General features: G+C 73.6%; 15 protein-coding genes. 4 read left to right on the top strand and 11 right to left on the bottom strand.

The genetic code is table 11. The features are described 5' to 3' along the window. Positions 1-137: 137 nt before the first annotated feature. Positions 138-1,331 carry an iron-containing alcohol dehydrogenase gene (locus tag CA12_RS09145; RefSeq protein WP_145358656.1) on the top strand — a complete coding sequence of 398 codons (1,194 nt, stop codon included), beginning with the start codon at positions 138-140 and terminating at the stop codon, positions 1,329-1,331. Then, positions 1,319-2,545 (top strand): outer membrane protein assembly factor BamB family protein, encoded by a 1,227-nt coding sequence (locus CA12_RS09140; protein ID WP_145358655.1) that lies wholly within the window; start codon positions 1,319-1,321, stop codon positions 2,543-2,545. The genes CA12_RS09145 and CA12_RS09140 overlap by 13 nt, the downstream gene beginning before the upstream one ends. Before the next feature lie 158 nt (positions 2,546-2,703). On the opposite strand, the gene CA12_RS09135 is transcribed toward CA12_RS09140, so the two are convergent. The 11 genes from CA12_RS09135 to CA12_RS09085 all read right to left on the bottom strand — a co-directional run bounded on the left by CA12_RS09135 (position 2,704) and on the right by CA12_RS09085 (position 16,506). Next, the gene (locus CA12_RS09135) at positions 2,704-3,489 is read right to left on the bottom strand and encodes a YqgE/AlgH family protein (protein WP_145358654.1); all 786 of its coding nucleotides are present in this window, start codon (positions 3,487-3,489) and stop codon (positions 2,704-2,706) included. A 72-nt stretch (positions 3,490-3,561) separates the two neighbouring features. Further along, on the bottom strand, positions 3,562-5,004 hold the full coding sequence (locus CA12_RS09130; protein ID WP_145358653.1) for a hypothetical protein: 1,443 nt from the start codon (positions 5,002-5,004) through the stop codon (positions 3,562-3,564). Between the two features lie 430 nt (positions 5,005-5,434). Beyond that, a complete protein-coding gene (locus CA12_RS09125; RefSeq protein WP_145358652.1) occupies positions 5,435-6,331 on the bottom strand; it encodes a uracil-DNA glycosylase in 897 nt (298 codons plus the stop codon). 59 nt (positions 6,332-6,390) lie between these two features. Further along, the gene (locus CA12_RS09120) at positions 6,391-7,401 is read right to left on the bottom strand and encodes a M28 family peptidase (protein ID WP_145358651.1); all 1,011 of its coding nucleotides are present in this window, start codon (positions 7,399-7,401) and stop codon (positions 6,391-6,393) included. Positions 7,402-7,760: 359 nt separating this feature from the next. Then, positions 7,761-9,620 (bottom strand): arylsulfatase, encoded by a 1,860-nt coding sequence (locus CA12_RS09115; RefSeq protein WP_242688175.1) that lies wholly within the window; start codon positions 9,618-9,620, stop codon positions 7,761-7,763. 85 nt (positions 9,621-9,705) lie between these two features. After that, complete coding sequence (locus tag CA12_RS09110; RefSeq protein ID WP_242688173.1) at positions 9,706-10,710, bottom strand: nucleoside hydrolase; 1,005 nt, start codon at positions 10,708-10,710, stop codon at positions 9,706-9,708. A gap of 76 nt (positions 10,711-10,786) precedes the next feature. Then, entirely contained in the window at positions 10,787-11,743 is a 957-nt protein-coding gene (locus CA12_RS09105; protein WP_145358650.1) for an ABC transporter permease, read from the bottom strand. After that, a complete protein-coding gene (locus CA12_RS09100) occupies positions 11,740-13,416 on the bottom strand; it encodes a sugar ABC transporter ATP-binding protein (RefSeq protein ID WP_165700647.1) in 1,677 nt (558 codons plus the stop codon). Before CA12_RS09100 ends, CA12_RS09105 begins: the two co-directional genes overlap by 4 nt. Next, the gene (locus CA12_RS09095; protein ID WP_242688170.1) at positions 13,413-14,489 is read right to left on the bottom strand and encodes a sugar ABC transporter substrate-binding protein; all 1,077 of its coding nucleotides are present in this window, start codon (positions 14,487-14,489) and stop codon (positions 13,413-13,415) included. Before CA12_RS09095 ends, CA12_RS09100 begins: the two co-directional genes overlap by 4 nt. Beyond that, entirely contained in the window at positions 14,489-15,418 is a 930-nt protein-coding gene (gene rbsK, locus CA12_RS09090) for a ribokinase (RefSeq protein ID WP_145358649.1), read from the bottom strand. The genes CA12_RS09095 and rbsK overlap by 1 nt, the downstream gene beginning before the upstream one ends. Further along, the gene (locus CA12_RS09085) at positions 15,415-16,506 is read right to left on the bottom strand and encodes a LacI family DNA-binding transcriptional regulator (RefSeq protein ID WP_145358648.1); all 1,092 of its coding nucleotides are present in this window, start codon (positions 16,504-16,506) and stop codon (positions 15,415-15,417) included. The genes rbsK and CA12_RS09085 overlap by 4 nt, the downstream gene beginning before the upstream one ends. A 658-nt stretch (positions 16,507-17,164) precedes the next feature. On the opposite strand from CA12_RS09085, the gene CA12_RS21995 reads away from it, so the two are divergent. Together CA12_RS21995 and CA12_RS09080 are read left to right on the top strand one after the other, a co-directional pair. After that, positions 17,165-17,305, top strand: coding sequence for a hypothetical protein (locus CA12_RS21995; RefSeq protein WP_165700646.1), 141 nt, complete (start codon positions 17,165-17,167; stop codon positions 17,303-17,305). 620 nt (positions 17,306-17,925) lie between these two features. Further along, the gene (locus CA12_RS09080) at positions 17,926-18,609 is read left to right on the top strand and encodes an RNA polymerase sigma factor (RefSeq protein WP_145358647.1); all 684 of its coding nucleotides are present in this window, start codon (positions 17,926-17,928) and stop codon (positions 18,607-18,609) included. Positions 18,610-18,679: the final 70 nt, after the last annotated feature.

Raw genomic sequence — 18,679 nt, 5'->3', positions numbered from 1 at the left:
CGCGGCCCCACGGGGCGGCGTGGAACGGCGTATCGGGGACGCCCCCCGGTCGAAGGACGCCTCCCGGCGGACTACGATCCGGTCCCTCCCGGCGGACGAGCCCCGCCCCGCCCCGCCCGCCCCGAGCGCCCCCCGCCGTGTCCCACGCCGCGTCCGACGCCCGCTTCGCCGAGGGGCCGGGGTTTGACTGGCGCCCCCGTACCCGCGTGCTGTTCGGCCCCGGCACGCTGACGCGGTTGGGCGAACTCGTCGTGCCGCCCGCCGCCGCCGGCGAGGCCCCGCTGGGCACGCGGGCGCTGGTGGTGACCGATCCCGGCGTCGCCGCCGCCGGACACGCCGCCGCGGGGGCCGAGGCCCTGCGGGCCGTCGGCATCGAGGCGGCGGTGTTCGAAGACGTCCGGGCCAATCCGACCACCGCGGACGTCGCCGCCGCGGTCGCCGCGGCCCGCGACCATCGGGCGGACCTGCTGATCGGGCTGGGCGGCGGCAGTTCGATGGACGTCGCGAAAGGGGCGAACTTCCTGCTGGCCGGCGGCGGGGCGATGCGGGACTACCACGGCGTAAACAGGGGCCGCGGCACGTTCCTGCCGAGCGTCGGCGTGCCCACCACCGCCGGCACCGGCAGCGAGGCCCAGTCCTTCGCCCTCATCGCCGACGACGAAACGCACATCAAGATGGCTTGCGGCGACGGCCGGGCGGCCTTTCGGGCGGCGCTGCTGGACCCGGACGTGATCGCCACCGTGCCCGCCAAGGTCGCCGCCCCGGTAGCGATCGACGCCGTCTCCCACGCCGTCGAAACCGCCGCCTGCCGGGTGCGGGGCGAACTGAGCGGCATGTTCGCCCGCAAAGCCTTCTCCCTGCTGGCCCGCAGCGTGCGGCCGTATCTGTCCGGGGCGGCGACGGCGGAGGACCGCGCCGCGATGCTGCTGGGCTCCCACCTGGCCGGGGCGGCGATCGAACTGAGCATGCTCGGCGCCGCCCATGCGTTGGCGAATCCGCTGACGGCCCAATACGGCACGACGCACGGCGTCGCCGTGGGGCGGATGTTGCCGCACGTCGTCCGGTTCAACGCCGCCGACCCCGCCGTGCGGGCGATCTACGAGGACCTCGCCGCCGCGGGCGGTTTGGCCCCCTCGGCGGCGGGCTTGGCGGAGTTCCTCGACGGCCTGCTGCCCTTCGCCGGCGTCCACGGCGGGCTGGCCCGGGCGGGGGCCTCCGCGGATGACCTGCCCGGGCTCGCCGAGCTGGCCGCCGAGCAGTGGACCGCCGGCTTCAACCCCCGCCCCGTCACCGTCGCCGACCTCGAAGGGCTCTACCGATGCGCGTTCTGACCGCCTGCCTCGCCGCCGCCCTCGCCGTCGGTTCCCCCGCCGTCGCGGCGGACTGGCCCTCCTTCCGCGGCAATCCGCAACTGACCGGCACGACGGCAGACACGCTGCCCGACGCGCCGAAGCTGCTCTGGACGGCCGACGCTCCCGACGGCGTCGCCGCCACCGCGGCGATCGTCGGCGACCGCGTCTTCACCGCGGGCCTCTCCGGCGAGTTGCACTGCCGGGGCATTAAAACCGGCGAGCCGGTCTGGACCTACCGGACGGAGGAGGTCGGGAAGTTCCGGCCCGGGTTCCTCAGCTCCCCCGCGGTGGCGGACGGGCGGGTCTACCTGGGCGACGAGGACGGCTTCCTGCACGCCGTCGACGCCGCCACGGGCAAGAAGCTGTGGACGTTCGAAACCGGCGCCGAGATCATCAGCAGCCCGACCCTCACCACGGTTCCGGGGACCGGGCCGGGCGAGAGCGGCGACGTTCCCGTCGTGCTGTTCGGCTCCTACGACGCCAAGCTGTACTGCCTGACCGCGGAGGACGGCAAGCTGCGGTGGGAACTGGAAACGCAGGGTCGCGTGCACTGCACCCCGGCCGTGGCGCAGGGCCCGGAGGGCGCCGCCCGCACCTTCATCGCCGGCTGCGACGAGCACCTTCGCGGCGCCGCGATCGCGGACGGGTCGGTCACGTTGGACGTGGAGATCGGCACCTACCTGATCGCCTCCCCCGCGGCGGTGGACGGCACGGTTTACTTCGGCACCTACGCCGGCGACGTGTTGGCCGTGGACGCCTCCTCCGAATCGGTTCCCGGGGCGAACGTGCCGGAGGCCAAAGCGGTCGTTTGGCGGGCCGAGCCGGACGGGCAGTTTGAATTCAAATCCAGCGCCGCGGCGACGGCGGACCGGGTGTTCGTCACCGGCGGCAATAAGGTCGCCAAGGCCCTCGACCGCAAGACTGGCAAGACGGCCTGGGAGTTCCTATTGAAAGCCGGCAGCGAGAGCAGCCCCGTCGTCACCGGCGTCGGTACAGACAAGGAACGTATCTGGTTCGGCGGGGCCGACCGCACGCTGCACTGTCTGAACGCCGCGGACGGCACGGAGGTCTGGTCGCAGAACCTCCGCAAAGGCATCGTCGCCAGCCCCGCGGTCGGCGGCCCGGAGGGCGCCGCCGTGCTGGTCATCGGCACCGAAGGCCCCAACGGGCAGTGGTTCTGCTTCGGCGGGTGAGCCCCCGGTGAGCTTGATCCCGAGCAGGGCACGCGAAGGTGGGATACCAGCCCGATGCGCAAGCATCGGCCGTCGGCGCAGCCGACGCGTCGAACAACGCACCGCCGGAGCTTGCGCTCCGGGCTGGTATTGAACGCGACGCCCCGGTGAAGAGCGTTCTAGTTCATTCGAAAATCGCCGCCGTCGAGGCCGTCCAGCGGGGGGCGGGCGGAGAGGCGGTCCGCTTCTTCCCAGGCTCCGTAGGGGTCCGGGCCGAAGATGGGGTCGGCGGGGCCGTCCAAGACCGCGTCCGCGTCCACGACTCGCCAGTCGGCCCGGGCGAGTTCCTGTTCCAACTGCCCCGGACCCCAGCCGGAGCAGCCGGAGAACACGCGGTAGCGGGTGCCCTCGTCGCCGGCGTCCACGGCGTTCACCAGCCCCTCGAACGCCTCCCGGCTGTTGCCGACGAACAGGCCGGAGCAGACGGGCAGTTCGCCCTCGGCGAACTCCACGCTGTTGTGGAGCACGAACAGCGCCGCCGGCTCGACCGGCCCGCCGGCGAACACGGAATCATCGCCCTCCTCCACCTCCAGGTGACCGGAGAGCGCCCGCTGCACGGTGGTGTCCGTGGGCCGGTTCACGACCAGCCCGAACGCCCCGTCCTCGCCGTGCTCCACCAGCAACACGAGCGTGCGGTAGAAGTTCGGGTCCCGCAGGTGACGCCCCGCGACCAGGATCCGACCGCGGAGCGAACCGCCGCCGGCCTCGTCGTCGACCGGTTGGTCGTCGTCCGACTCGTCGCGGCCGTCCCGCTGAGCGGCGTCCCGGTCCGAGGCCCGTTCGGAGCGGCCGCGGGAAGGGCGACTGGCCTTCGAGCGTTTCCGCCCCGACGATTCGGGGCGGGGACGATCCGACTCCCCGGGGGAGCCGGCGGGTTCCGACGGGTCGGAGGGCGGGGAGGCCATGGCCCGCACTCTAACGCCGGCCGGGACGCCGTACAGCCCCGTCCTTCGCCCGGAATCCCGCGACCGCACGGGTCAGAACGGCCCGAACCCGCCGCACCCGCCGCAGCCCCCGAACCCACACCCGCCGCAGCAACCGGAATCCGGCACGAGGCCGCCGCGCCACCCGAGCCCGGCGCCGCAGCAGCCGGAATCCGGCACCAACCCGCCGCCGAATCCGAACCCGCCGCAGCCGACCGGCCCACAGCCGACCGGCCCACAGCCGACCGGTTCGCAGCCCACCGGGCCGCAACCAGCGTCGCCGTAACCGTAGCCGACCGGACCGTAGCCAGCGTCGCCGTAGCCGACCGGGCCGTAGCCGCCGCCGTAGCCGTAGCCGTAGCCGTAGCCGGGATCGACGTGCCCCGCAAAGCCGCCGTGGGTCGGACCGAACGCCGGCGTACCGTACTGGAGCGGAGCGTGATGGCCCGCATACGGAGCGCCCCCGACGACCGGCCCCGGCAGGGGGCGGACGCTGCGTTCCTCCCACTGCGGGGCGGCGTGCGACGGCCCCGGAGCGTGTTCAATCACGTCCGGCCCGGTCGCGGCGAACGGGTCCGCCGGCGTCGCGTGCAGCGGCCGCCCCCCGGAGGGCGTCCGGTACGGGTTGGGCCGCGCGTCGCCGAGTCCCGGCAGCGACGGCGGGCTCAGCGGGGCCGCCTCGCCTTCGACCGATGCATCGTCCGGCTCGCCCAATTCGCCCAGTTCGATCGGCTCCGGCGCCGGGATCGCCTCCGGCTCCATCCGCAGATCCTCCCCGCCGCGGGGCGCCGACGGTTCGTCGGCGTCCGGCGTGCCGAAGGAGGGATCCGCCGTCTCCGGGCCCGGCGGCATCGGCTCGTCCGTCGGCTCGTCCGTCGGCGGCGGGGTCGACTCGTCCACATCAGCCGCGTCGGACCCGTTCTCCGGCAGCGGCGGCACCGGGTTGCCCGGCCGCGGTGCGGTCAGCGGGCCCCGGTCCGCCCCGTCGTCCTGACGCCACGTGGGAGCCGCCGCCACGCGGGCCAGCCGCTGCGGCGCCGCCGTCTTCGAAGCCGACCGCTTCGGCACGGGCTGGAACCCGGCGTCGTCCGCCGCCGCCCAGCCCGGCGCCGCCGCCGTCGACCAGCCCGGCGCCACCGGCGCCGGCATCCCGCCCCCGAACTCCGCCGCGGCCGCGTAGGGGGCGAAGTAGGGATCGGCGACGGGAGCCGACATCCCCATCGGCGCCGGGAACGCCGCCCGGTTCGCACAGGGGCAGCCGGCGACCGCCGGCGAGCCGGCCAGCGGGGCGGCCGCCAACCCGAGCAACCCCGCCGCGGCGACTACGCCGACAGCCCGCCAACCCCGGGCGCCCGCCCGGCGACCCAGCGCCCCGATCCCGCGACGGGTCGGCGGCGACGCCTCAGCGGAGGCCGCGCCCGCCACCGCCCACACGGCGGGAACCGCGGCGGGCGCCGCGGGCGGGGGGGCGAACGTAAAGAGGGGACGGTGGCTCACGGCGGGGACCTCCATGCGGGGTTGAGGAAACGGGGGGCGACACGATCCGTCGCAGGCCCCGATCCGCAGGCAGCGCCGCTGCGTCGCAACCGAGGCCGATGAGCCTACCCGCCGCCCTTCCCGCCTGCGGTCGCTTTGCGGTTTAGAGAAACAAATCCGCCCCGCCGCCGACCGAGTCTTTCGATCCTCGCGGATCGAACCGCTTCGCGCCCGCGGCAGCGGCGCATTTCCACGGTTCAATTCAAGACGCGACGCCCGGCGACCGGTCACTCGCCGCGGCGACCGTCAAAGCGCTCTTCAACACGGCGTCGCGGCGTCGTGAGCCCGGAGCGCCAGCTCGGGCCGTGCGTCGTTCGTCGGTCGGCGACGCCGACGGTCGATGCTCGACCATCGGGCTGCCATGAAACGCAACGCCTCGCTGAAGCGCCCGTTAAAGCGTCACGCCCATGTCGGCGAACAACCATTTCATATCGGCCCAGACTTCCTTCTTCGCCGCCGGGTTCCGCAGCAGATAGCTCGGATGATAGGTGCAGGCGACCTTCGCCCGGCCGAAGGGGAAGAACTGCTTCCGCAGCTTGCCGATGCCGAGTTTCGTCCCCAGCAATTCCTTCGCGGGGACTGAGCCCCAGCAGACGATATAGTCCGGGTCGACGATCCGAATTTGAGCGTCGAGATACTCCCGGCAGTTCGCCGCCTCCGTCGGGGAGGGATTGCGGTTGCCCGGCGGGCGGCACTTCAGGACGTTACAGATATAGATTTCGTCCCGCTCCAGGCGGCAGGCGCGAATAATATCGTTGAGTAGCTTGCCCGCCCGGCCGACGAACGGCTCGCCGGTGGCGTCCTCGTCCGCCCCGGGGGCCTCGCCCAGGAACAGGATCGCTGCGTGCGGGTTGCCGGCGCCGAACACCGTTTGGGTGCGGGTGGCGACCAGTTCCGGACAGCGGGGGCAACCGCTGACCGTGCGTTCGATCACCGTCAGTGCCGCGGCCCGCTCCTCGGTCGGTTGCGCGGACCGCTCCGCATTGCCGGCGCTGCCCCCGCCCGCGAACAACGCCGCCGCGGGCGCCGGAGCCGACGGGGCGGGAGCCGACGCCGCGGCGAGATCCCGCGTCATCCCCGCCGCGAACTGACCCGCGGCCGCTGCTCGCTCGTTCGTTCCCCCCGCTTCGCCGTCGCCGACAGGCGCCGCGCCCCCGGGCGACGCGGTCCCCTCGTCCGCCACCGCGGACAGCGCAAACGCTTCCCCCTTGGGAAAGTGCGTCAGCCCGGCCCGGCGGTCGGCTTCGAGGCGGCGGAGAACGGACCGGCGGAGCGTGTCGAGATCCATCCCCCCACCGTCTCCCCCAACGCCCCGGAAGGCAACCGCCCCGCGGCGCAACCGCCGGCTCAGTCGTTCGTTTCGTCGTCCGTCGCGGGCGCCGCCTCAGCGCCCGCCGCCGCGTCGAGCGCCCGCAGCCCGGCCTCCACCGCGTCGATCGCCGCCGCCGCCTCGCTCGGCCGCACCGCGGAGGGGGTGTCGTTGGCGGTGTGAATCAGGGCCAGGATCTTCGGCAACCCGGCCCGCGTCGGCCGCCCGCCACCCTCCATCGCCTCCAGGAAGGCGACCGTTTCCACAATCTGCTCCCGCGGCAGCAGGCTCAGCGACAGCACCGTCATCTCCGCGGCGGGCGAACCCGGCTCCGCCGTCTCCCGCACCGCCGCAAATGGGCGGTGGTCGCTCGGCGGATACAGCGGCCCGATCACCGTCGGGAACGGCTCGCCCCCCGCCGCGGCCGTTCCCGCCACGAAGTTGCGGGCGGCGGTGCGGTCGTCCTCCGAAGGGTGGTGCGCCCACAGCGTGTCCCCGTAGGCGAACACGTCAAAATTCACGAACAGGTCCGGCAGCCCCGCGGCGGCCCCGGGCGCCGCCGGATCGCCCGCGGCCTCCACGAACGCACGGCTGCCCAGCAACCCCTGCTCTTCCTGATCGAACCACAGGCCGACGACCCGATGATGCGTCAGCGGCCGGGCCTGAAACCGCCCGAGCAGCTCCAGCACCGCGGCGCACCCGCCGGCGTTGTCCACCGCCCCGGTGCCCGCCTCGACCCGATCGAGGTGCGCCCCCAGCATCAGCGTCCGCTCCGGCGCCGCCCCGGCCGCCGGCGGCGGCACGACCGCGAGCAGATTCGTCCCCTCCCGCTGGGGGCCGGCGAAGGGGCGCCGCTGCGGTTCGAGCCGCAACGCCCGCAGTTCGTTCTCGATCGCGTCGCGGCGTCCGTCGAGCGCCTCGGCCGCCGCCACGGCGACGACCCGGCGTTCGAACCGCCGGGCGACGCCCGCCCCCGCCGCCTCGCCGGTTTCCCCCCCGCCCCCCGCCGCCGTCGACAGGAGAGCCAGCGCGGCGACGTGAACGATCATGACGAGCGATCCGGACGGGACTTCGGGAGCGTGAAACGCCGTCTCCGCCCTCCGCCGCGCCCTGGCGCCGGGCGTCAGGGCCGAGGAGAACGTCCGGGAGCGCCCGGGCGGACGGCGACCGTAGCCTAACGTCCGCCCGCCCCGACGCCGCCCCCGCGCCCCCGGAGCGACCGGCCTGTCGAACAACCGTCCGCCCCCCCGGCGAGGGCCCGCAACGCGGCGAACGCGGGCGGAGGCGAAGCGAAGCGGCGGATGAGCAAATCACGCCCCGTCCGTTCGGCGGCCTTTGCCGCTTGAGGATGCAACAGGCCTGAGGGGTCAGGCTCCCGCGGTCGGAAGGCCGACGCTCATCCGGGGAATCAGTCTGCGATCGCTGCGAGGCGTTCGACGGCGAGGTAGTACGCGCCGCAGATCTCCCTACCGTCGGCGTCGAGGAAGGCCGTCCGCAGGTCCAGCGGGCCGGCGGGCAGATCGAGTTGAACCGTGCAGGCGGTCCCGTCGGCGGCGACCGGAGCGGGAACGGTGCGGCCGGCGGCGGTCACGGTCGCGGCGGCGATCGGCAGGGCCACGCCCGCCGGGAAGGTCCCGTCGACGGCGTCGTAGGCCGGGGCCGGGGCGTCCAGTCGTAGGCCGCTTGCTTTCGGCCAGCGCCGCAGCGTCAGTTCGTACCGGCCGGGGCGGGCGACGGACAGAGCCCACGCGCCGTTCTTGCGGTCGCCGCGGCGGACCTGCGCCTGTTGGTCCACGAACACGTCGAGCCACTCGCAGGCGGTGAGGGCCGAGGGGTTCTCCGCGTCGTCCCCGACGACCACCCGGCGGACGGTCTGGGCGTCCCCTCGCACCTCCCCCCACCACCGGTCCAGGTGACTCCGCAGCCGGGCGACGACCTCCGGGTGATCGGCGGAGACGTCGCGGTCCTGATGCGGGTCGCGGTCGACGTGGTACAGGGCGCCGCCCGGCAGTAGCCGCCACGGGCCCCACAGCACGCCGGCCCCTTCCTTCCGGGGGACGGTGAGGTTCGGCAGGCCCCGCCGTCGGCGGGCGGCGTTCGGCATGCGGCTGTAATTCATGACCAGCGTGCGGTCGCCGAGCGTCTCCGCCTCGCCCCGCAGCAGCGGGGCGAGCGACACGCCGTCCAGCCCGCCGGGGGACGGCACGCCGGCCAGCTCGGCGAGCGTCGGCAGCAGATCCTGGACCTGGGTGAGGGCGTCCACGTCGCGGGGCTCGACCGCCCCGCCCGGCGCGCGGATCAGGCAGGGCACGCGGTGCCCGCCCTCCCACAACTGCGTTTTCTTCCCCCGCATCCCGGCGTTGTAATACAGCTCGCCCATCGTGCTTCCGTTGTCCGTGAGGAACACGACGACGGTGTTCTCCGCCAGCCCCGCCCGGTCGAGAAAGGCCGTGAGGGCGCCCACGTTCTCGTCGACGTTCGCCCCCATCGCGAGGAAACTGATGAGGTCCTCCCGCTCCTGATCCGTCAGGTCGGCCGCCACGTCCGGGCGGGCGGCCAGCGCCGCGCGGACCGGGCCGCGGTACTTCTCCGGCACGAACCAGGGCCAGTGGGCGGCGTTGGGGGCGATGTACGCGAAGAACGGGCGGTCGTCGTCGCGGCCCATCCAGTCCGTCGCCTCCCGGAAGAACACGTCGGTGCAGTAGCCGTCGTACCGCGTCTTCGCCCCGTTGCGGACGTACTCGTCCCGGAAGTAGTCGTTGTTCCAGGCGTCCGGCACGCTGCCGACGTGGGAGGAGGGGAACCACAACGCCTCCTCGAACCCGCGGTCCCCCGGCCGGAAGGGGAAGTTGTCGCCGAGGTGCCACTTGCCGAACAGGCCGGTGCGATAGCCGGCGTCCGCGAAGACGTTCGCCATCGTCTTCACGTCGGTCCGCATCAGCGCCCGGCCGCTGCTGACGTTCACCGCTCCGTTCCGGAAGGCGTCCAGCCCGGTCAGCAGTTGCCCCCGGGTGGGGGTGCACATCGGAGCGACGTGGAAGTCCGTCAGCCGGACCGACTCCGCCGCCAGCCGGTCGACGTGCGGCGTCTCCAGGACCGGGTTCCCGTTGAAGGAGAAGTCCCCGTACCCCTGGTCGTCCGTCATCACGACGATCACGTTCGGCCGGTCGCCGGCCGCGGCGACCGGCCCCGCGAACGGACCGACCGCACAGGGCAAGACCGCGAGCAGCGCCCACGCGAGGGGCGCCGAAGGGAGGGAGCGATTCACGGGCGAGCTTTCGGCGGGGGGAGTCGGTTGGGGGGCCGCGTCACGGCGGTCGGCCCCGCGGGCGGACGATTGACGGGGGAACGAATCAGCGGCCGCGGACGGCCATCAGTTCGTCGATCAGTACGGCGAGGCGGTTCGGGCGGCCCTTGATCGAGACGAAGCGGTGCCGGCCGCCGTCGTCGGGGACCCACTCGGTGTGGGCGTCGGAGTCGACGACCACCCGGCCGGGGGGGCTGACCGTCCACAGCGATTCCTGCGGGCCGCGGACCGCCAGCAGCAGGGTCGCCTGGTCGTAGGCCGGCTTCCCGCGATCGATCGCCCGGCCGCTCATGTACGGCCGGACCTCGAACGCCCGGCGGACCGGGTTGGGCTCCGGCAGGTCTTTCAGCCCCGCCCCGCAGATCACCTTGGCGCCCACCTCGAACCCCTGCCACTGCACCTCCGTCGGCCACCGGACCGCGACCGAGACCGCCGCCGGCGTGTCCAGCCGCAGGTTCCACTCGGGCTTCGCCGACCGCGGGAAGTGGCCGCCCATCAGCACCAGCCGCTTCACCTTCCGGGCGATCAGCGCCTCCCCGGAGAGCGGACTGGCGGCGTCCGGCCCGCTGTTCAGCAGGTCCTCCAGGTTGCTGAGTGCCCCGACGCTGCAGATCACCACCGTCCCGTCGGCGGCCGCCGCGAGCGTTTCGCGGTACAGCGGCAGGGCGTCCGGCAGTTCCGCGTCCGGGGGCGCGTCGTGGGAGAACTCCTCGGCCAGTACCGGCGTGTAGGAACTGGCCTTCCGCCCCACGATCGCCGGCCCGACGGCGCCCTGCTTGTCCGAGCCGAGCGGCAGGTCCGGCCGGCCGCAGAACGTGTTGATCACGTCGCACGCCGCCCCGGACAGCCCCGCCGGGTCGGTCGAGTTCGTCATGACCGCCAGGATCTCCGCCTCCCCGCGGTCCGCCAGCGCGTGCAGCACGGCGAGCGCCCCCACGTCGTCGCAGTCGCCGGCCATGTCCGTGTCGAAGATGACCGGGACCGGCGCCGCGTCCGCCGGCTCGTTCGAGCCGGGCTGAAGACAAAGTGAAAGCAGGAGGAGCGGCGTCACGGGGCGGCGGGGGCTTGGTGGGACGATGGTGGGACGAGGGCCCGCCGGGCGGCGGGCAGAAGCGGCGGGGAGCCGGTCATGAGCGCGGTCCGAGACGCACGCGGAGGGCGTCGAACAACACCGCGGCGACGATCACCAGCCCCGTGACGATCTGCTTGTCGGCGTCGGAGACGCCCATCTGGGCCAGCCCGGTCTGCATCACCTGGATCACCAGCACGCCGAGGAACGATCCCACGACGCTGCCACGGCCGCCCATCAGGCTCGTCCCGCCGATCACGCAGGCGGCGATGGCGCTGAGCTCGATCCCGACGGCGCCGTTCGGGTCGACGGTGGAGAGACGCGAGGTCTGGGCGAATCCGGCGAGGCTGCACATCACCCCGCTGAGAGCGAACGCCGCCACGAAATACGGCGCCGGCCGTACGCCGGACATGCGGACCGCCTCCTCGTTGGTTCCCACCGCCGTGCAGTACCGGCCGAACACCGTGCGGGTCAGCACGAACTGGCCGATCGCGACCGTCAGCGCCGCGGTGAGGAACGCCGGCGAGACCCGCAGCGCCCCCAGCGGCTCCCCGAACGCCTCGACCGGGCCGCCGAGGTAGACCGACTGGGAGTCCGTCAACTTCTTCGTCACGCCCCGGGCGACCTCCAGCATCCCCAGCGTGACGATGAACGACGGGATCCCGAACCCAACCGAGAGCGCCCCGTTCGCCACCCCGCACAGGGCGCCGACCGCCGCGGCGGCCGCCAGCGCCGCGGGCAGCGGCCACCCGTGGCGGGCCATCAGCACGCCCAGCGTCGCCGCCGACAGCGCGAGCAGCGAGCCGACCGACAGGTCGATGCCGCGGACGATCAGCACGAACGTCATCCCGACCGCCAGGAAGGTCAGCTCGGGGATCTGATTGGCAATCGAGATCAGTGTGGAGGTCTGAAAGAAGTTCTCGCTGCCGAGGCTGAACGCGGCCACCATCGCCAGCAGCGCGGCGGACAGCCCGCCGTACTGAATCAGCGATCGGGAGAGATGGGGGGCGGTCATACGCGGCGGTCCGCCGGGGCGGCGTCGGAGGTTGCGGCGGCCGGGGCGGCGTGGGAGGCGGCGGCGTGGGAGGCGGCGGCGTGGGAGGCGGCGGCGTGGGAGGCGGCGGCGTGGGAGGCGGCGGAGCAGGAACGGCGGCCGTCGGGGCCGGAGTCGAACGAGGCTTGGAGGATCTTCTCGCGGGTCCACTCGCCCCGCCGGAACGTGCCGGTCAGTCGGCCGTCGCACAGCACGGCGATCGCGTCGCAGGTCTCGAACAGCTCCTCCAGGTCGCTGCTGACGATCACGCACGCCTTCCCGTCGGCGGCGAGGGCGTCGAGCAGCCGGTAGATCCGGCGGCGGGCGGCGACGTCGATCCCCCGCGTCGGCTCGTCGAACAGCAGCACGTCCGCCCCGCGGACCAGCCACTTGCCGACGGCCACCTTCTGCTGGTTCCCGCCGCTGAGCTGCCCGGCGAGTTGGTCCGGGCCGTGGCACCGGACATCGAGGTCCGCAATCAGCCCCGCCGTCGCCCGCCGCTCCGCCGCCCCGCGGAGCAGTCCGAACTGGCAGAACTTCGCCCACAGGCTGCACAGGGTCACGTTCACGCTGACCGGCTGGGCCAGCAGCAGGCCGTCGGACTTGCGGTCCTCGGTGACCATCGCCAGCCCCGCCGCCACCGCCGCCCGCGGGTGGCGGAACCGACCCCGCGGCACGCCTCCGACCTCCACCGCCCCCGCGGTCGCGCGGTCCGCCCCGAAGATCGCCCGCAGCAACTCCGTCCGCCCGGCCCCCACCAGCCCGGTCACCCCCAGCCGCTCCCCCCGCCGCACCTCCAGCGAGACGTCCCGCACCGGCCCCCGGCACAGCCCGCGAACCCGCAACGCGACGTCCTTCGCGCCGTCGCCCTCACGACGGTGGGAGCGGAATGCGGACGGCCCGCCGTCCCGTTCTTCGCCGCTCATCAGGGCGACCATGTCGTCGGTGGAGAGCCCGGCCGTGTCCCGCGTGACGACGTGCCGGCCGTCGCGGAGGACCGTCACGCGGTCCGCGAGTTCCTTCACCTCGTCCAACCGGTGGCTGATATAGACGACCGCCACCCCGCGGTCCCGGAGATCCCGTAGATGGCCGAATAGCTGCCCGGCCTCGGTGTCCGACAGGGCCGCGGTCGGCTCGTCGAGGATCAACACGCGGCAGTCGCGGGCCAGGGCGGCGGCGATCTCGACCATCTGCTGCCGGCCCACCCCCAGCGAACTGACCGGGGCCCGCGGGTCCACGCCGGGCAGGCCGAACCGGTCCAGGATCCCCCGGGCCTCGGCGTGCAGCCGGCCGACCCGCAGCGCCCCGAGCCGGTTCGGCAGGCGGGCGAACAGCAGGTTCTCCGCGACCGACAACGTGCCGATCAGGTTCAGTTCCTGCTGGACGATCTCCACGCCGGCGGCCTCCGCCTCCCGCTTCGACGCCGGGGCGTACGCCGCCCCGCCCAGCGTCGCCGACCCGGCCGACGCCGGCGTCAGCCCGCTGAGGATCTTGCACAGCGTGCTTTTGCCCGCCCCGTTCGCCCCCAGCAGCGCGTGCACCTCCCCCCCCCGGACGTCCACGGACACCCCGTCCAGCACCGTCACGGTCCCGTACCGCTTCGTCAGCCCGCGGGCCGCCAGCAGCGGCGGGGCGTCGGCCGCGTCCGCCGTCACGGCGCCTCCCCGTCGGCGGCCTCTGCTTCGGCGGATTTCGCTTCGGCGGTTTTCGCTTCGGCGGCGATCGTCTCCGCGGTGACGAGGTCGACGGCGGTTTCCACATCCCCCGCGGCCGGCTCCCCGGCCAGTTCCCGCAGGGCCGCCTCAATGCCGAACACGGCCAACTCGTCGCCGTGCTGATCCACGGTGGCGAGGATCTTGCCGTCGCGGATCGCCTCCCGGACGGCGCCGATGTTGTCGAACCCGACGATCAGCACCTCCCCCTCCCGCCCGGCGCTTTTCACCGCGGACAGCGCCCCCAGGGCCATCGAGTCGTTCGCGGCGAGCAGTGCGTCGATCTCCGGATGTTCGCTGAGCATCGACGCCGCCACCGTGCTGGCGCGGCTCATCTCCCACTCCGCGGACTGGCTGTCCACGATCTCGATTCCGGCGTCCGCCATCGCCGCTTCGAACCCCGCCTTGCGTGCCCGAGCGTTCTCGGAGGTGCGGACGCCCTCCAGCACGCCCACCTGCCAGTCGCCCTTGCCCAGCGTCTCCGCGAGGTACGCCCCGGCCCGCTCCGCCCCAGCGGCGTTGTCCGGCCCGACGAACGGGATCGTCACGCCGTCCTGCCGGAGGATCTCCGCGTCCAGCCGGTTGTCGATGTTCACCACGGTCACGCCCGCTTGCTCCGCCCGCCGCAGGGCGGGAACGAGCGCCTTGGAGTCCGCCGGGGCGATCACGATCGCGTCCACCCCCGCGGCGACCATCTCCTCCACCAACGCCACCTGCCGGCTGAGATCCCGCTCGTCCTTGATGCCGTTGACGATCAGGTCGTACTGGTCGGCGTGCGCCGCCTGATGAGTCTCGGCCCCCTCGGCCATCGTCGCGAAGAACTCGTTGGCGAGGGATTTCATGATCAGCGCGACCCGCGGCTTGCCGCCGTCGCCGGCCGCTTCGCCGTCGGGCGCGTCGGTGCCCGACGAACAGCCGCTGCTCCACAGCGGAGCGGCGGCGAGAAGACCGGCGAGGGCGGACGCGGCGGCGAAGCGGCGGGACATCGTCACGGGGGGGCGGGGGGGCGGGGTCATCAGCGGTCTGCCATGAGGGCGTGGATGTCGGCGGCGGTCGCCATGCTGTCCTGGGCTCCGGCGGCGGAGGCGGCAAGAGCCCCGGCGGCGTTGGCGAACCGCACGGCGGCGTCGAGGTCGTCCGTGGCGGCCCACCGCACCGCGAGAGCCCCGGCGAACGCGTCGCCGGCGGCGGTGGTGTCGACGGCGATCACGGGGAACGGCGGGATCAACCGGGCGCCGGCGGCGTCGCACAGCAGCGTGCCGGCGTCCCCCAGCGTCACGGCCACCCGCGTCGCCCCGCGCTCCCGGAGGCGGTCGGCGGCCCGTTCGGCGTCTTCGGGGCTCTTCACCGGCAGTCCGCTGAGGATCGCGGCCTCCGTCTCGTTCGGGCACAGCAGGTCGACCGCGAACAACTCGTCCGGCAGGCCGGCGACCGCCGGGGCCGGGTCGAAGATCACCCGCACCCCCGCCCGCTTCGCCGCCGCGACGCCCGCGAGGACGGCGTCCACCGGGATCTCCAGTTGGACGAGCAGGACGTCCGCGGCCGCGATCGTCGCCTCCGCCGCCGCGACGTCCGCCGGCCCGACCGTGCCGTTCGCCCCGGGGACGACGACGATCGAGTTCTGCCCACGGTCGTCCACCGTGATGACGGCCGTGCCGCCCCGCGTCCCCGCCCGCCGCACCACCGCCCCGCAGTCCACCCCCCGGCGGACCAGCCCGTCGACCAGTCGCCCGGACGCCGCGTCCTCCCCCACCGCCCCGACCATCGCCACGTCCCCGCCGGCCAGCGCCGCGGCGACCGCCTGATTCGCCCCCTTCCCCCCGCCGAACTCCGCGACCGACCGGCCGGCGACCGTCTGCCCCGGGGCGGGCAGTTCGGCGCAGCGGACGACGAGGTCCGTGTTGAGCGAACCGAGGACGACCACGCGGGGGGCGGCGGGACTCATCGCGGCGCCCCCGCCGGGACCAGCTCACGCGAGCGGGTCCGCCTCGCCCCGGCCCCCGGGAGCGGCCCGCCGGAGGAGGCGCGGGCGACGAACTTCACCGGCACTGTGTACCGCCGGCGCCGGGGCGGGCGGCCGGTCTCCAGCCGCTCCGCCATCACCTCTGCCGCGGTCCGCCCCAATCGCCGCACGTCCTGGGCGGCGGCGGTCAGCGAAACGCGGAGGAACTCCACGTGCGGCACCTCGTCGAAGCAGACCATTGCCAGATCGTCCGGCACGGACCTCCCCGCCTCCGCCGCGGCCCGCAAAGCCCCGAATGCGTTCGGCGTGCTGAACGCAAACAGGGCCGTCACGTCCGGCCGATCCGCCAGCAGCCGGGCGGCCGACTCGTACCCGGACCGCTCCGTGAACCCGTCCCCCGCGACCGGCACGTCGTCGGCCGGCACCCCGGCGGCGGCCAACGTGCGGCGGGCGGCCCGCAGCCGGTCGTCGTTCGGGAGCGTGCCGGGCCGCCCCTGCACGATCCCGATCGCCCGGTGCCCCAACCCCACCAGGTGCTCGACCAGCCGCTCCGCCCCGCCGCGGTGGTCCGACGTGACGGTCGGCAGCGACCCGCCCCGAAACCCGCGGTCGACCACCACGACCGGCGTCCCTGCGGCGTTCGCGGCCTCCAGATGGTCCGAGTCCACCCCGACCGGGCAGACCACCAGCCCCTCCACCCGCCGGGCCTGCAGCTCGGCGACGAGCTTGACCTCGCGGTCGCTGGACTCCCCGCTGTCCGCCAGCAGCACGCTCCGCCCGGTCTCCTCCGCCCCCCGCGTCACTTCCTTGGCGATCGCGGCGAAGAACGGGTTGGCCACGTCCGGCACGACGACTCCCAGCAGCCCGCTCCGCCGCGACTGCAGGGACCGGGCCAGCAGGTTTGGCCGGAACCCCAGCCGCCGGGCATGATTCCGGACCCGGTCCGCCGTCGCGTCGCTGATCCGACACGCCTTCGCGTTGCCGCTCAAAGCCCGCGACGCGGTGGACACGCTCACCCCCGCGGCCGCCGCGACGTCCCCAAGCGTGACCGTCAGGTTCGAGGCGGACATGGGCGGGACGTCACGAACAGCCGGAAACGAGCGGGCCTTGTGCAAACGTTTGAGCAACATGGCCAAGCCCCCCGTCCTCCACAACCCAACCGGGCGAATCAAGCCTCGCGGCCGCGGGCGACGCCGCCGGGCCCCTCCCGCGGGACTCTCCGTCCGATCGATGCCGCGGGCGACGGAGGAGTAGAACGGGCCGCCGTTCACGATGGCGGTTCTCTCAGGAGACGCCGTCTCAAACCGCACTGGACGCCTTCGAAGTCGCCCGCCGTCCCCGCCCGGGTTCAAAGCGCCCCGCCCGGGCGACGCCGCCGGAGCCGGTGAAGGCCGGCGTGCTGGCGATGCTGGAGGCGAGCGGCGGATGAGCGGCGCAGTGAACCGATCAATGGGGCGCCTGCACGGACGGAAACGCGTGGGCACGCGTCCCCGTTCGCCGCGGCCCGCCCGCACTGACGCCCCCGCGGGCGCCGCCGGGCTGGAAACCTACGATTCAAGGGTTAGAGTGGGCGAACCCCGCCCCCCGGACGCCGTGTCCGTGGTGCGGGGGACACTCCTGCCGGAGTGGCGGAATGGCAGACGCGAAGGATTCAAAACACCCCGCCCGGGCGACGTAACCGGCGGAGGGAAAGAGACTTCCGGCGACGCCGAAACCGTGGTTGCCGGTTTGGTTGCCGGACCCGCTGAGAACAAGCCGCCCGAGGACCCCGTCAACCCGGACCTCGCCCGCGTCGTCGCCGCGTGGGAGACGCTGCCGGACGCGGTGAAGGCCGGCGTGCTGGCGATGGTGGGGGCGAGCGGCGGGTGATTCTCCGCCGAGGCGGTCACACTGGCGGCGGGAGGCTCGGGCTTTGACGGGTGCCTGGCGGCGCGAGGACGACGAAACGCGACCGCACAGTTCGCTGGGGTACGTGGCCCCGACGGCGTTCGCGCGGACGTGCGAGGCGTTCATTCGGCCTCTCGCCTAGCTCCTGCCCCGCACGTCCTGACCCTCTGTCCTCGCTCTCATAGCGAATGGATCAGTTTCTGGGAGCAGGCCAGCCGGTGGTGCAGATCCCACCCAGCGACTTCTAACCCCGCGGCTCGGAGCCGCCGGACATTCCCCCTGGACCGCAGCCGTCGTCGAAAAAGGCCCGATCGGCGGCCAATACCCCGAGGTCGAGGGCGAGGCGCACCGGGCGGGACAGTCCGGTCCGAGCGATGGCGGCGCGGGCCGATCCAGGAAAATCTTCGGGCACGGGCGGATCTCGAGTGCCGATCGTGGCGGTATGCCCCCCTTATACTCATGAGGGGTCGCGTTTCCGACCGTCCCCCCCCCCGCGACGCCGGCTGCCACTGGTTTTCCCTCGGCAGCAGAAACCGCCTCGCTCCCAACCGCCACGGCTGCGGCCTCAATGAGGTCGTTTGTCAGGTTCCCTCGGAGATTTCATGAAACGTTACACCCCCACGGGGCGGCTGCGCGCTGACCTCGATGTCGGCCCCTTGGTCGAAAAGCACGGCTTGGGCTATGTTTACGCCCTGTTTCTGCTCCAAGAGCGGCGGCTCCGCCTGAAGTATCCCCAGGCCGGTCGCAATTATCGGATTAGCTGCTTCGAGGAAGGGCTCGACGCCCTGCTCCGCAACCCGCACCGTCGTCACGCCGGGCCCAGCGAATCCGACACCGGCCCGAAGTTGGCGTACGCCGCTGAGCGGGACGCCCGCAAGCTGGAACATCTGAAGGCTGAGCCGGTCCCGCTCGAGGACGTGGTGCCGCCGACCGACGACCGCCTCGACCCGGCGGAGGGGGCCGAGTTGCGGGAGGCGTTTCCCGCCGCCCTCGCGACGCTTCGCACCGCCCTCCTGTCCCTGTCGCCGCGATTTCAGACGGCGCTGCTGATGCACTCCACCGAAGGTCCCGAGGCGGCGGCCGTCCGGCTGGGGGTGAAGCCGCGGCAGCTGCGGGGCGTCGTCCGTCAGGCCCGGGAGGCTCTGTCCGCCTGTGAAGGAGTGGCCGATGCCTTGGCCGTGGTCCACTGGTGCCTCTCGTGCGGGGACCGGGCGGAGTTCCAGTCCCAGATCGCCGGACTCCTGCGGCAGGTGAAGGCCGCGGTTCCTACCGAGGTGACGCCGTGACCGCTCGTCCCACCGACTCCGATCTGAGCTTGTTGCTACGTCTCCGGCCGCTCCCCCTCCGGGGTGGGTT

This window comes from Alienimonas californiensis (genome assembly GCF_007743815.1).
GTDB lineage: Bacteria > Planctomycetota > Planctomycetia > Planctomycetales > Planctomycetaceae > Alienimonas > Alienimonas californiensis.
This window is presented reverse-complemented; position numbering and strand designations above follow the sequence as displayed.